We start from the raw sequence: 12,893 nt of genomic DNA on the forward strand, positions 1-12,893 counted from the left end.
GCCCCAGCCCCGCCCCGGTCCGCTGGCGCGCCGATACCAGCCACACGGCGCGTTGGTTCTATCCGCGCCGAAATCGGCCTGATTTACTTGAGCTTCCCGCCACCCGCGCGGCGCGGCGCTGTCATGCGCCGCCGCGCGGCCGTGCGCCCCTGCCATCCGAGGAGTCTCATGACCGCCGAGCACCGCCCCGATCAATTCGTCCTGACACTGTCGTGCCCGAGCGCGGCCGGTCAGGTCGCCGCCGTCGTCGGCTTTCTCGATCGCCATCGCTGCTACGTCGATGCGCTGAACGTGTTCGACGACGATCTCAGCAACCGCTTCTTCGTGCGCTGCGTCTTTCATCCGACGAATGAAACGCTGCAGATCGACGCGCTGCGTCAGGAATTCGCGCCGATCGCGGCCGGACTCGGCGGCCACGCTGGCGACATCCAATGGGCGATCCACGACGTCAACGCGCGGCCGAAGGTGCTGATCATGGTGTCGAAGCTCGAACACTGCCTCGCGGATCTGCTGTTCCGCTGGCGGATGGGCGAGCTGAAGATGGACATCGTCGGCATCGTGTCGAACCACCCCGACTTCGAGCCGCTCGCCGCGCAGCACGGGCTGCCGTTCCGGCACTTCCCGATCACGGCCGACACCAAGGCGCAGCAGGAAGCGCAATGGCTCGACTTCTTCGAATCGAGCGGCGCCGAACTCGTGATCCTCGCACGCTACATGCAGGTGCTGTCGCAGGAGACGAGCGCGAAGCTCGCGAACCGCGCGATCAACATCCATCACTCGTTCCTGCCCGGCTTCAAGGGCGCGAAGCCGTATCACCAGGCACATGCGCGCGGCGTGAAGCTGATCGGCGCGACCGCGCACTTCGTGACCGACGATCTCGACGAAGGCCCGATCATCGAGCAGGTCGTCGAGCGCGTCGATCATGCGCTGCGGCCCGAGCAATTGCTCGCGGTGGGACGTGATGTCGAAAGCCTCACGCTCGCGCGTGCGGTGAAGGCGTTCATCGAGCGGCGGGTGTTCTTGAACGGGGATCGGACGGTGGTGTTTCCGTAAGCGCGTTGCGTCCGCGAACACCGTCGTCCTCCATCACGCGGACGCCGACGGCACGCGCGCAAGCGTCGCACCGATGCGTCGTGCCCGACGCCGCAAGTACAGATTGTTGAGGATCAGCGCCACGCCCGTCAGCGCGGCGCCAGCTATCTGCGCGCGATTGGGCACCACGCCCGTGATCGCGGACACGACGAACGCGGTGATCGGCACGATGTCCATGAACAGCACGCCGTTCATCGGCCCCAGGTTGCGGTTGCCGGTCATCCACAACAGGATCGCGCCGAAGCCGGCCACCGGCCCCATGTAAGCGAGATGCGGCAGCACCGCGTGCACGGCGGCCCATGACGGCGCCGCGACCCGCTGCGTCGCGACCAGTACCACGTTCACCGTGACGATCGCGGTCAGCCCCAGCCACGTCGTGAACGTCGTGTATTTCAGTGCCGACCAGCCGGTGAAACGCGCTGCACCGAACGTATAGACGACCCAGCACAACGCGCCGACGACGATCAACGCGTTGGCCGCGTAGTGCTGCGGTTGGTGCAGCGCGGCAATCACGTCGCCGCGCGTGATGACGAGCGCCACGCCGGTAAAGGACAGCACGACGAACAGCACCGACACCGGTGCGGGTGCGACGCGCCGCACCAGGGCGCGCCATCGCGCGGTCAACCGCTGGACGAGCATCGCGCCCGGCGCACCGGCGATCGCGACCACGCGCCGCGCGGTCGATCCGTTGCGCGCCCATGGCCGCATCGCTCACGCCAGCCGGCTCCGTTCAGCCTGCTTCAGCGCCTCGCGCGCAGACTTGAGCTGCACGCGCGTAAAGGCGAGCGCGTGCGCCGCGAGGTCGTGACTGTCTTCCCACAGGTTGCGCCAGATCGCCAGAATGCCTTCGAGCGGCTGACCGACGACGCGCGACGAGAAACTCTCGAACGTGATCGGCCCCGTATAACCGCTGAACACCAGCGCACGAAACACCGCTGTGAAATCGACGTTGCCCGATCCCAGATACCCTCGATGCGAATCGCCGATGTGCACGTAACCGAGCTGCTCGCCGGTGTCGCGAATCGCCGACATCACGTCCGACTCCTCGATATGCATGTGATACGTGTCGAGATGCACCTTCACGTTCGGCCGGCCGATGCGCCGGCACAGCTCGACACCCTGAGACGCGGTGTTGAGCACATTCGACTCGTAGCGGTTCACGACTTCAAGCCCGAGCGTGATGCCGCTTTGCGCGGCCGTGTCCGCCACCTGCGCGAGGATGTCGGCGGACATCGCGACACCGGCGGCCGTCGTCGGCGTGAAATTCTTCTGAAACGCCGAGTACAGGATCCCGCATACGTGGGTCGCGCCGCAGTCGCGTGCGACACGCAGCGCGGCCTCGAGTTTTTGCTTGCCGCGCGCGGCCTTCCGCGCATCGCCGCTTGAAATGTCGGATTCCGCATCGAGCCCGAGCGAGAACGTGATGCCAAGGCCATACCGTTCGAGTTCGCGCCGCGTGAACGCTGCGTCGATCGAATCCGGATCGAGTGCGGGCACCTCGATGAAATCGAAGCCCGTCTCGGCCGTATTCGCGATCGCGCGCGCGCATGCGTCGCGGCTCCAGCCGGCCTCCCAGACCAGCGCATGTACGCCAAGCTTGTTCATTTCGTCTCCTTCCGTTGAGAGGGTTCGAGGCCGCCGAGCGCCGGCGTCGCGATTCGATTGCGATTGCGCGGCCGCGACGCATGCCGGGCCCATGCCCAGCGCACCAGCATCACCGCGAGCAGGAACGCACCCCACAGCGCGGTCGCCAGGTGCTGGCTCGCACCCAGCAGGTTGAGGCCCGATGCGATCACCTGCAGGATCACGAGCGCGATCACGACCGGCGCGACGCGACCGAAGCCGCCGAACGGATCGACGCGCCCGAGAAAGCAGGCGAGCACCGAGATCAGCAGGAACGCCTCGCCGTGGCCGACACGCACCGAGTTGAAGCGCGACAGCATCACGACGCCGGCCACGCCGCACATCAGCCCCGACAGCATGTAGATGCGCGTGATCGCCCGCGTGGTCGAGATGCCCGAGTAGCGCGTCGCTTCCGCATTCGAGCCGATCATCCGCGTGACGAAGCCGAGCCGCGAATACGTCATCACGACGTGCCACAGCAGCGCACAGCCCGTGAAGATCCACAGCGGCGCCGGCACGCCGAGCCACAGCCCGTTGCCCATCGCGCGGACCGCCGGCGGAAACCCGGAAATGTCGCCGCCCCGCGTGAGGAATTCGCCGAGACCGCGCAGGAAGATCATCGCCGACAGCGACACGAGGATCGGGCTCGCGCCCGTATGTGCGATCACCGCGCCGATCAGCCAGCCGGCCGCCGCGCCCGTCGCGAGCGCCGCCGCGATGCCGAGCGCGACCGCCGCGAAGCCGGCCTCCGGGCCGCCGTGCGACTGGATCACCCACGCCATCGCGAGCCCCGCGATGTTCGCGGTAAACGTGACGGCGAGATTGAAGCCGCCGGACACGAGCGGCATCAGCATCGCCAGCGTGAACAGGCCGAGCTCGGGCAGCTGGAATGCGATCGACGCGAACGTGCCGCCCGTCAGGAAGCGATCGGACGCGACGCTCATCGCCGCGACGACACACGCGAGAAAACCCAGCAGGCCGGCCACGTCGGCCGGAACGGACAGCGACGGAAAGCGCCGGGATTCGGCGTGCTTCATGATCATGTCCTCGCGCGTGGCGACAGGAAGCGCGAGCCGACCAGCCGCGCGACGCCGTCGCTCGACACGGTGATCGCGACCAGGATGACCGCACCGACGATCATCTTGAAAGCGTACGGCGACACGCCGAGCAGATTGAGCCCGTTCGCGGTGATCGACACGAGCAGGATGCCGAGGATCGCGCCGAGCACCGTGCCACGCCCGCCGCCGAGCCGCGCGCCGCCGAGCACGACGGCCGCGAGCACGTCCAGTTCGCGGCCGTACAGCGCGTTCGGCACGACTTCCTGCACGTAATGCGCCTGCATCAGGCCCGCGATGCCCGCCATCATCCCGAGCCAGCCGTATGCGACGTAATGCATCGTCGCGAGATCGATGCCGACGCGCCGCGCGGCTTCCGGGTTGTCGCCGGTCGCATAGAGCTGGCGGCCGAGCGTCGTGCGCCGCAGCAGGAACCACGTCGCGACGACGGCCGCGGCCATCACCGCGACCGGCAGCGCAAGCGATGCGACGCCGCCTGGCGTATCGGCCTGCAAGAGCGTGACGCGGTTCGTCCACCAGTCGGGCAAGTCGTAGATCGATACGCCGCCCGTCACGAACATCAGCCCGCCGAAGAAGATGTTGAAGGTCGCGATCGTCGCGACGATCGACACGACGCGAAACCGGTAGATGATCGTCGCGTTCACCGCACCGAGCAGGATGCCGAAGCCGGCCGATACCGCGAAGCCGAGCACCCAGTTTCCGCCGCCGAGCCGCATCAGCGTGAGCGCCGCGAGGTACTGCACCACCGACGCGCCGACCGCGAACGAAATGTCGATGCCGCCTGCGATCAGCACGATCAGCAGCCCCACCGCGAAGATGATGTTGACCGCACTCTGGTTGAGCAGGTCGAACAGGTTGGACAGCGTCAGGAAGGTCGGCGTCGCGATGCCGAGGCCGATCGCCATCGCGACGATCACCGCGAGCAGCCACGCTTCGGTCGAGCCGATGCCGAATGTGCGGAGGTTACGCATGGACGTCTCGCTCGATGTGATCGATCGGCGTGCCACCCGGCACGTACTCGGCGACGATACGGCCGTCGCGCATGTGCAGGATGCGGTCCGCGTTGAAGTACACCTCGGGAATCTCGTCGGAAATCAGTACGATGGCCATGCCTTGCGCCGCGAGCCGGTGAATGATCGCGAAGATGCCGGCGCGTGCACCCACGTCGACACCGACCGTCGGCGAATCGAGGATCAGCAGCTTCGGCTTCGTCGCGAGCCATTTCGCGAGCACGATGCGCTGCTGGTTGCCGCCCGACAGCGTCGACACCGCGTCGTCGGGGCTGCCGATCTTCACCGCGAGCCGCGCGACCCAGTCGCGGATCAACGCATCGCGCCGCCGCGGCGAAATCAGTCGGGCCGCACCGAGCAGATCGTCGAGCACCGCGATCGCCGTGTTGTCGCCGATCGATTGCGGCTGCACGAGGCCCAGTTGCAGGCGGTCTTCCGACACGTACGCGATGCCCGCGCGAATCGCGTCCCGATTGGAGCGCAGCGACAGCGGCAGACCATCGAGCGCGATCGTGCCGGCGTCCGGTCGCGTCATCCCGAACAGCGACAGCGCAAGCTCGGTGCGCCCCGCGCCGAGACGCCCCGTCAGGCCGAGGATCTCGCCGCGCCGCACCTGGAACGACACGGCCGCGTACTCGCCGCGCCGCGACAGGCCGTCGACGCGCAGCATCGTGGTCGCGGCCGACAGGTCGGTCGTGCGCACCGCGTAATCGAAGGTGCGCCCCGTCATCAGCTCGGTGAGCCGCGTCTGCGTCATTCCGCTCGTCGGAAACGTGCCGACATGACGACCGTCGCGCAGCACCGTCACGCGCGCGCACACGTCGAGCACTTCCGCGAGCCGATGGCTGACGAACACCACCGCGATGCCGTCGGCCGACAGGCGGCGCACGATCGCGAGCAGTGCCTGCGTCTCGGCATGGCTGAGGGACGCGGTCGGCTCGTCCATGAACACGAGACGTGCCCGGGCGACGAGCGCACGCGCGATCGCGACGACCTGCCGCTGCGCGATCGTGAGCGTACGCACCGGCCTGCCGAGATCGAGCTCGACGCCGAGCCGCGCGAGAATTTGCCGAGCGGCGACCTTCATCCGCCCGTAGTCGACCAGCCGTGGACGCGCGCCGAGGTTCTGCTCGAACGCGATGTTCTCGGCGACCGTCATCTCGGGGAACAGCGCGAGGTCCTGCCAGATCACCTGGATGCCGAGCGCGCGCGCCCGCGCCGGATCGAGATCGCCGGCCGGCTTGCCGTCGAAGCGCATCACCGCGCCGGACTCCGGGCGATGGACGCCGCTCACGATCTTGATCAACGTGCTTTTGCCGCAGCCGTTCTCGCCGGCCAGGCACAGTACTTCGCCCGGCATCACGTCGAACCGCACCTGTTGCAGCGCGTGCACGCCACCGAACGTCTTCGATACATTGTCGAGTTCGAGCAACGGCGCATCGGCCGCGAACGCGGCCGGCGGCGGGCTCGCCCGGCCGGACGCCGCGGATTCACGGGAATGGGCAGACATCATCGCTACGCTCCGGTGCGACCTGCTATGAAACGACGGGAAAGGCGAACGACTTCATCGCACGGCGCGGTGCACCGCGCCCGCGTGCATGCCGCTCACAGCCCCTGCTTCGCGAGATCGTCGACGGTTTTCGCGTTCAGCTCGACGAGCTGGTTCACGATCAGGTTGTGGCCTTCCGGATGCACGACGCCGAGCCCCGGAATCGTCATGCCGTCCTTGATCGGCTGCCCCTTCGCGAGCATCGTGCCGAGCGTGACGAACACCTCGCCGGCCTGCTCGGGGTTCCACATGTAGCCGCCGTTCAGCACGCCGTCGTGCACGAGCCGGCGGCCCTGCCCCGGCGAGAACGGCCCGAGCACCACGACCTTGCCCTTCGCCTGCTTCTCGGCGACCGCGCGCGCGGCGCCGATCGGCCCCTGGCTGCCGAACGCCAGGATCGCCTTCAGGTTCGGATGCGCGCGCATCAGATCGAGCGCGGTCTTGCGCGACGCGTCCACGTCTTCGGCCACGCCGTAGCGATCGCCGACGAGCTTCATGTCCGGAAAGTTGGCCTTCAGATACGCGATCGCGGCATCGGCCCACGCGTTATGCAGCGGCACCGTCAGCGAGCCGACGAACACCGCGTATTCGCCCTTGCCGCCCACCGCCGCGGCGAGGTTCTTCGCGTACGCCTCGCCGAAACCCTTCGCGGACGCCAGTTCGAAATTCCAGTCGGTGTTCTTCTGCTTCGGCGATTCGTGCGTGATCACCTTGATACCGGCGGCCCGCGCGCGCTGCAGCACCGGCTCGAGCACCTCGGCATCGTTCGGCACCACGCCGATCACATCGACCTTCTGCGCGATCAGGTCCTCGATCGCACGCACTTGCAGTGCCGGGTCCGCGCTGGTCGGCCCAACCATGAACGCCTTCACGCCGAGTTGCTCGGCGCGCTTCCTGATGCCCGCGTCCATCGCGTTGAACCATGGAATGCCGCCGATCTTCACGACGACCCCGATTACGGGCTTGTCCGGCGATGCCGACGCGATGCCCGTCGCGAGCGCGAACGCAGCCACGCCCGCGCATACCTTGCGCAAGAAATTCACCGACATGTCTCCTCCATCCGAAGGCGACCGTCGCCGGGCTTCCGGGCCCCGGCATGGCGGTCAGTTGCTAAATCCATTCAGCAAACCGGTTCGTGTATGCTGAATCCATTTAGCGGCGACGGAAAGCATGGGAAAACCCTGATAGGGCATCGCGCCCCGAAACGCATACCGTCGGCATCATCGGCACAAGAACGCACACGAGGGGAGCGACGACGCAGATGGCCCGCACGACTACCGGACGCAAGTCCACGATCTACGACATCGCGAAAGCAACCGGCTCGTCCACGTCCACGGTCAGCATGGTGCTGAACGGCAACTGGGCCCGCTACCGGATCAGCGAGGAAACGGCCACGCGCATTCTCGACAGCGCCAAGGCGCTCGGCTACAACGTGAACCTGAGCGCGCGCGGCCTGCGCCTGTCGCGCTCGGGGCTGGCGGGCATGGTCATTCCGCACTACCGCAATCGCTTCTTCGCGGGGCTCGCCGAAACCTTCGAGGACGAGGCGCGCCGGCGCGGCCTGTGCCCGATCGTCGTCGGCACGCAGCGCGACCCGGACGTCGAGCTGAACGTCGCGCAGACGCTGCTCGCGCAGCGTGTCGAACTGCTGTTCATTGCCGGCGTGCGCGACCCGGCACCGCTCAATGCGCTGTGCGACGCGGCCGGCATCCCGTCGATCAACGTCGACCTGCCGGGCGCCGGTGCGCCGTCGGTCGTGTCGGACAACCGCGCGGGCGCGCGGGCGCTGACCGACGTGCTGATCGACAAGATGCTCGCGCGCGGCAATGCACCCGACGAACTGATCCTGCTCGGCGGCATCGCCGGCGAATACGCGACCGAGATGCGGATCGCCGGCTTTCGCGACGCGTTCGCCGCGCGTGGCCTGCCGCCGCCGCCGGACGACGCGATCGAGCGCTGCGGCTACGCGCCCGCAGCCGCGCGCGAAGCGCTTGCGCGCCGCTACGACACGCTCGGCCGGTTGCCGGCCGGCATGCTGACGAACTCGATCACGTCGTTCGAAGGGCTGGTGCGTTTCGCGTCGGAGCTGCCGTGGGACATCTGGCACCGCACGGCCGTCGGCTGCTTCGACTGGGACCCGTTCGCCGCGCGCCTGCCGTTCGACGTCACGATGCTGCGGCAGGACGTGCAGCGGCTGATCGCGGAAGCGTTCGCGCTGCTCGATGCGAGCGACGCCGGAGACGCCACGCCGCATCCGGTCGTGATGGTGCCGACACGCTTCATGCGAACCCTCGACGACGACATGCGCGCCAGCGACGCAGAGCCGGCCGGCTGAGCGCGCGGACGCGAAATGAAGAAAGCCCGGTCGGTCCTGCGACCGGTCGGGCTTTCTTCATGCTGCGCATCGTATCGAGCTGGCCGGGACCGTGTGCGGTGTCCGCTCCCGGCGCGTGACGTATCAGATGTTCACTTCATCCACGCGAAGTAATACGACAACCAGATCGTCAGCCCCGCCCCGATCAGCGCCGCATACGGCATCAGGCTCACCCACGGCGCGCGCTTCGGCACTTCCAGCTCCATGTCGCGCTGCATCTGCGCAGGGAAGCGGCCGCGATCCTGCCAGTAGTGACGGAACAGGAACACCGGCACGATCAGCAGCATCGCGATCAGCCCGTTGCGCAGCGTGCCCTCGCCCTGCAGGTTCGCGCCCGCGCCGACGTAGACGAGGTTCGCATAGCCGCAGATCGCGCCGCCGACGAGCAGCCACGTCGGGCAGCGGAACGGACGATCCCAGTTGCCGCGATCCATCCGGTGGATCCAGCCCGACTGAAGATTCAGGAATACGAAAAGCATGTAGCAGACGTTCGAGATCGACAGCACCGTCATGTAGTCCGACATCATCAGCAACACGAGGTTGAAGCCGAGGTCGGTCCACATCGCGCGGGTGGGCGAGCCGTGCTCGTTCACGTGCGACAGATACTTCGGCAGCCAGCCATCGACCGACGCCTGGTACAGCGTGCGCGACGAGCCCATCATCGACGTCATCACGATCAGCAGGATCGACAGCATCAGCATCACGACGACCGCATTCGCGACCCACGCGCCGCCGCCGACGATCTTCGCCATCGCGGCCGCGACGCCGGTGCCGTCGCCGATCGACGGATCGAGCATCGCCTGGGTGCCGAGCGCACCCTGGAACGCCATCGGCACGAGCGTCATCACGACCAGACACAGCGCACCCGACCAGAAGATCGCCTTGGCGGTGTCGCGCCGCGGATCGCGGAATTCGCGCGTATAGCAGACGGCCGTCTCGAAACCGTACGAGGCCCAGCCCGCCATGAACATCGCGCCGAGCGCCATCGTCACGCCCTGCCCGTTCCACGAGCCGAAGGTCGCGGCCGTGAGGTTGCCCTGCGCGTCGTGGCCGAGCGGAAGCAGCGGCAGCAGGTTCGACATCGGTACGTCGCCGGTGACGAACGGCACGATGCCGACGATCAACAACGGCGTGAGCGATGCAATACCGAGAATGCGCTGCGTACGTGCAGCCTTCGACGCGCCGCTGTGCTGAAGCTTGAACGTGATGAGAAGCAGAATCGTCGCGATGATGAACGTCGCGTTGATCCGCAGGGAAAGACCCGGCTTGATGAACCCGAGATCCGCAACCTTGAGCTGCCAGTGCAGCACCGCCGCGTCGGCGGGAAAGAGACTCGTGAGCGCATAGCTCGCCGCGAGACCGCAGCCGAGTGCAAGCATCGGCGACCACGCGAGCCAGTTGCACCACACGGAAACCGGGGCAATCAGCTTGCTGTAACGGACCCAGCCGATCGCGCCATACACGGACGCGCCGCCCGATTTATGAGGAAATAGCCCCGATATTTCCGCATAAGTCGCGCTTTGAATCAGCCCCATCGTGATCGCGGCGATCCAGATCGCCCACGCGGGCTGGCCGATCGTCGCGCATACGCCGCCGATCGTGAACAGCACGCCTGCCGGCACGCCGCTCGTTACCCAAAAAGCGTCTTTCCAGGTCAGGCCACGATGCAGCGTGTGGCCCGTCGAATCATGTGAGATGGTTGCCTCAACATCACTGGTGCGATTCGCACGCAGTCCTGCTTGACTCATCCAATTCCTCCTGTCGATCAGTGTTAGCGCTTTAGCGCTTACTCTGGTCCCATGCAAAGCTGTGATGACTCCGCACAAGGGCGCTAGTGTAACAACTTACGCACTTTTTTGCAGAATCCGCAAAAAAATTCCGGGATATGGCTGCATTGCATCCGGATTATTTCGGATTCCTGCATGCCATTCCCGGCGTGTCTTTTATGATGATTCGTACGACGTATGTCGAGATACTTACTGCGCGCCTTCGGTCCACGAATTCACGCGGTCGGCATGCGCCGCGATCCACGCATCCGCGGCCGCTTCCGGCTTCGAGCCGCTCTGGATCGCCAGCATCACGCTGTCGATTTCACCCGGCTTCCACTGGAACTTCTTCAGGAACGCGACGACCGGCTTCGCCTTGGTTTCGAGTCCCGGATTCACGACACTGTCGACGTGCTCGGCGCCGCCGAACACCTTCTTCGGATCCTCGAGGAAGCGCAGCTTCCACTTCGCGAACATCCAGTGCGGCGCCCAGCCCGTCACGATGACCGGCTTGTTCGCATTGACCGAACGCGACAGCTCTGCCGTCATCGCGCTGCCCGAACTCGGCATCAGCGTGTAGTTCAGCCCGTAGCTCTTGATCGCGTCGTCGGTCTTGCGCATCACGCCGGCGCCCGCATCGATGCCGACGATCCGGCCGCCGAAGCTGGCCTTCTCCGCATTGAGGTCGTCGATGCTCTTCGCCTTCACGTACGCGGGCACGATCAGGCCGATCTTCGCATCGGGAAAATTCGCGCCGAGGTCGACGACCTTGGCCTTGTACTCGTCCCAGTACGAGCCGTGCGTGACCGGCAGCCACGCGGACAGCGTCGCATCGAGATCGCCGCGCGCGACGCCCTGCCACATGATCCCGGCAGCGACCGGCACGAGCTTCACCTCGTAGCCGAGCTTCTTCTCGATGACGCGGGCCGCGACGTTCGACGTCGCGACGCTGTCGTCCCAGCCTTCGACGTAGCCGATTTTCAGCGTCGGCTTCGTATCGGCGAGCGCCGATGCGCTCAACGCCACCATCGCCGACAGGGCGCCGGTCCACAATAGTTTTCCGAACAGTTTCATGGTCGATCTCCTTGGTCTGCGCACCGTGCGCGTTGTCTCTCTAGGTTCTTCAACCACAAATCCGCGGTATCGTTGTTTTCCGACGGATGCTTGTCCGGATGCGACGCACCCGGACAGCCGATGGCGAGTTTCGGATTACTTGTCGATCACGAGATCCGACAGCGGCTTGCTGCAGCACAGCAGCACCATCCCCTGATCGATCTCGCGCTGACGGATGCCGCCGTTGTGTTTCATGTCGACCTGCCCCGACACGAGCTTCACCTTGCAGGTGCCGCACATGCCCTGCGTGCACGATGCCGGCAGCCGCACGCCCGACTGGCGGGCCGCATCGAGCACGTGCTGCTCCGAGCCGCACGAGATCTCCCGGTTGCTCTTCGCGAAGCTGACCGTGTACTGCTTCGTGTCGGCATCGCCGCCCTCGGCCGGCGGCACGAGATCGGCGAGCAGCTCGTCGCTCGCGGTCTGCGCGAGCGTCTCGAACGAGAAGCTTTCCTCGTGATACTGCTTGCGATCGAAACCGGCTTCGTCGAGCAGGTCGCGCACGGCCTTCATGTACGGCGCGGGGCCGCACGTGAAGATCTCGCGTTCCATGAAATCCGGCGCGATCAGCTTCAGCAGCGGCAGCGTCAGGAAGCCCGTGACGCCCGGCCAGTTGGTGCGTGCGCCGACGCGCTCGACGACGAACGACGTGCGGAAATTCGTGTGGTTCGACGCGATCAGGTCGAGCTCGCGCGCGAAGATGATGTCGTCCGGCGTGCGTGCGCTGTGCACGAACAGGATGTCGCGATCCTCGGCGAGATCATGATGCGCACGGCTCATCGACATCAGCGGCGTGACGCCCGAGCCGGCCGACAGGAACAGGTACTTGCGCGCCGGATGCCGTGCGCACGTGAATTCCCCGGCCGGGCCGAGCACGCGCACCGGTGCGCCCGGCTGCAGGTTGTCGTGCAGCCAGTTCGACACCTTGCCGCCCGGCACGCGCTTCACCGTGATCGAGATCGTGTGCGGCCGCGCCGGCGACGACGAGATCGTGTAGCACCGGTTGATCGTTTCGCCGTCGATGTCGAGCTCGAGCGTGATGAACTGCCCGGGCTCGAACGAGAACGTGCGGCCCTGCGGCGAACGGAAGAAGAAGCTCTTCACGTCGTGGGTTTCCTGCCGCACGTGGCAGCACACCAGCGTTTCCTCGACGTCGCTCGTCCAGCGCTCGGGCAGCGCGTTCCAGAAGGCCGGGTGCGTAACCCGGCTGTCCGCCGGTTCGAAATTGGCCGCATCTCGCATCATGTCAGCCTCCGCAGGGCCGCCCCAAGGAGGCTGACCGCCCCCGTG

Annotated in this window: 11 protein-coding genes; 2 read left to right on the forward strand and 9 right to left on the reverse strand. The window is 66.5% G+C overall.

What is annotated here, in order from left to right:
* Window positions 1-168: 168 nt before the first annotated feature.
* The gene (gene purU / locus C4B30_RS24800; protein ID WP_089502204.1) at window positions 169-1,053 is read left to right on the forward strand and encodes a formyltetrahydrofolate deformylase; all 885 of its coding nucleotides are present in this window, start codon (window positions 169-171) and stop codon (window positions 1,051-1,053) included.
* A 33-nt stretch (window positions 1,054-1,086) separates the two neighbouring features.
* Here the strand turns inward: purU and C4B30_RS24805 are convergent, their stop codons facing one another.
* From C4B30_RS24805 to C4B30_RS24830, 6 genes are all read right to left on the reverse strand, one after another.
* Window positions 1,087-1,800, reverse strand: coding sequence for an EamA family transporter (locus C4B30_RS24805; protein ID WP_179235132.1), 714 nt, complete (start codon window positions 1,798-1,800; stop codon window positions 1,087-1,089).
* A 3-nt stretch (window positions 1,801-1,803) separates the two neighbouring features.
* Complete coding sequence (locus tag C4B30_RS24810) at window positions 1,804-2,697, reverse strand: sugar phosphate isomerase/epimerase family protein (protein WP_089502418.1); 894 nt, start codon at window positions 2,695-2,697, stop codon at window positions 1,804-1,806.
* A complete protein-coding gene (locus C4B30_RS24815) occupies window positions 2,694-3,752 on the reverse strand; it encodes an ABC transporter permease (protein WP_105133124.1) in 1,059 nt (352 codons plus the stop codon). Before C4B30_RS24815 ends, C4B30_RS24810 begins: the two co-directional genes overlap by 4 nt.
* Window positions 3,753-3,754: 2 nt before the next feature.
* On the reverse strand, window positions 3,755-4,762 hold the full coding sequence (locus C4B30_RS24820; protein WP_027781309.1) for an ABC transporter permease: 1,008 nt from the start codon (window positions 4,760-4,762) through the stop codon (window positions 3,755-3,757).
* The gene (locus C4B30_RS24825; RefSeq protein WP_089502205.1) at window positions 4,755-6,314 is read right to left on the reverse strand and encodes a sugar ABC transporter ATP-binding protein; all 1,560 of its coding nucleotides are present in this window, start codon (window positions 6,312-6,314) and stop codon (window positions 4,755-4,757) included. Before C4B30_RS24825 ends, C4B30_RS24820 begins: the two co-directional genes overlap by 8 nt.
* 92 nt (window positions 6,315-6,406) lie before the next feature.
* The gene (locus C4B30_RS24830) at window positions 6,407-7,399 is read right to left on the reverse strand and encodes a substrate-binding domain-containing protein (protein ID WP_089502206.1); all 993 of its coding nucleotides are present in this window, start codon (window positions 7,397-7,399) and stop codon (window positions 6,407-6,409) included.
* Window positions 7,400-7,611: 212 nt separating this feature from the next.
* On the opposite strand from C4B30_RS24830, the gene C4B30_RS24835 reads away from it, so the two are divergent.
* Window positions 7,612-8,685, forward strand: coding sequence for a substrate-binding domain-containing protein (locus tag C4B30_RS24835; protein WP_089502207.1), 1,074 nt, complete (start codon window positions 7,612-7,614; stop codon window positions 8,683-8,685).
* 131 nt (window positions 8,686-8,816) lie between these two features.
* On the opposite strand, the gene C4B30_RS24840 is transcribed toward C4B30_RS24835, so the two are convergent.
* The 3 genes from C4B30_RS24840 to C4B30_RS24850 all read right to left on the reverse strand — a co-directional run bounded on the left by C4B30_RS24840 (window position 8,817) and on the right by C4B30_RS24850 (window position 12,848).
* Complete coding sequence (locus C4B30_RS24840; protein WP_089502208.1) at window positions 8,817-10,472, reverse strand: APC family permease; 1,656 nt, start codon at window positions 10,470-10,472, stop codon at window positions 8,817-8,819.
* A gap of 228 nt (window positions 10,473-10,700) precedes the next feature.
* Window positions 10,701-11,564, reverse strand: a complete 864-nt coding sequence (locus C4B30_RS24845; protein WP_089502209.1) for a glycine betaine ABC transporter substrate-binding protein — start codon at window positions 11,562-11,564, stop codon at window positions 10,701-10,703.
* Between the two features lie 135 nt (window positions 11,565-11,699).
* A complete protein-coding gene (locus C4B30_RS24850) occupies window positions 11,700-12,848 on the reverse strand; it encodes a hybrid-cluster NAD(P)-dependent oxidoreductase (RefSeq protein WP_027781315.1) in 1,149 nt (382 codons plus the stop codon).
* Window positions 12,849-12,893 lie beyond the last annotated feature (45 nt).

This window comes from Burkholderia sp. BE12, assembly GCF_002959955.1.
Lineage (GTDB): Bacteria > Pseudomonadota > Gammaproteobacteria > Burkholderiales > Burkholderiaceae > Burkholderia.

Bases quoted from the DNA above. Each gene is read 5' to 3' on its own strand.
- purU (WP_089502204.1), top strand. From the start codon at position 169: ATGACCGCCGAGCACCGCCCCGATCAATTCGTCCTGACACTGTCGTGC.
- C4B30_RS24805 (WP_179235132.1), bottom strand. From the start codon at position 1,800: ATGCGGCCATGGGCGCGCAACGGATCGACCGCGCGGCGCGTGGTCGCG.
- C4B30_RS24810 (WP_089502418.1), bottom strand. From the start codon at position 2,697: ATGAACAAGCTTGGCGTACATGCGCTGGTCTGGGAGGCCGGCTGGAGC.
- C4B30_RS24815 (WP_105133124.1), bottom strand. From the start codon at position 3,752: ATGAAGCACGCCGAATCCCGGCGCTTTCCGTCGCTGTCCGTTCCGGCC.
- C4B30_RS24820 (WP_027781309.1), bottom strand. From the start codon at position 4,762: ATGCGTAACCTCCGCACATTCGGCATCGGCTCGACCGAAGCGTGGCTG.
- C4B30_RS24825 (WP_089502205.1), bottom strand. From the start codon at position 6,314: ATGATGTCTGCCCATTCCCGTGAATCCGCGGCGTCCGGCCGGGCGAGC.
- C4B30_RS24830 (WP_089502206.1), bottom strand. From the start codon at position 7,399: ATGTCGGTGAATTTCTTGCGCAAGGTATGCGCGGGCGTGGCTGCGTTC.
- C4B30_RS24835 (WP_089502207.1), top strand. From the start codon at position 7,612: ATGGCCCGCACGACTACCGGACGCAAGTCCACGATCTACGACATCGCG.
- C4B30_RS24840 (WP_089502208.1), bottom strand. From the start codon at position 10,472: ATGAGTCAAGCAGGACTGCGTGCGAATCGCACCAGTGATGTTGAGGCA.
- C4B30_RS24845 (WP_089502209.1), bottom strand. From the start codon at position 11,564: ATGAAACTGTTCGGAAAACTATTGTGGACCGGCGCCCTGTCGGCGATG.
- C4B30_RS24850 (WP_027781315.1), bottom strand. From the start codon at position 12,848: ATGATGCGAGATGCGGCCAATTTCGAACCGGCGGACAGCCGGGTTACG.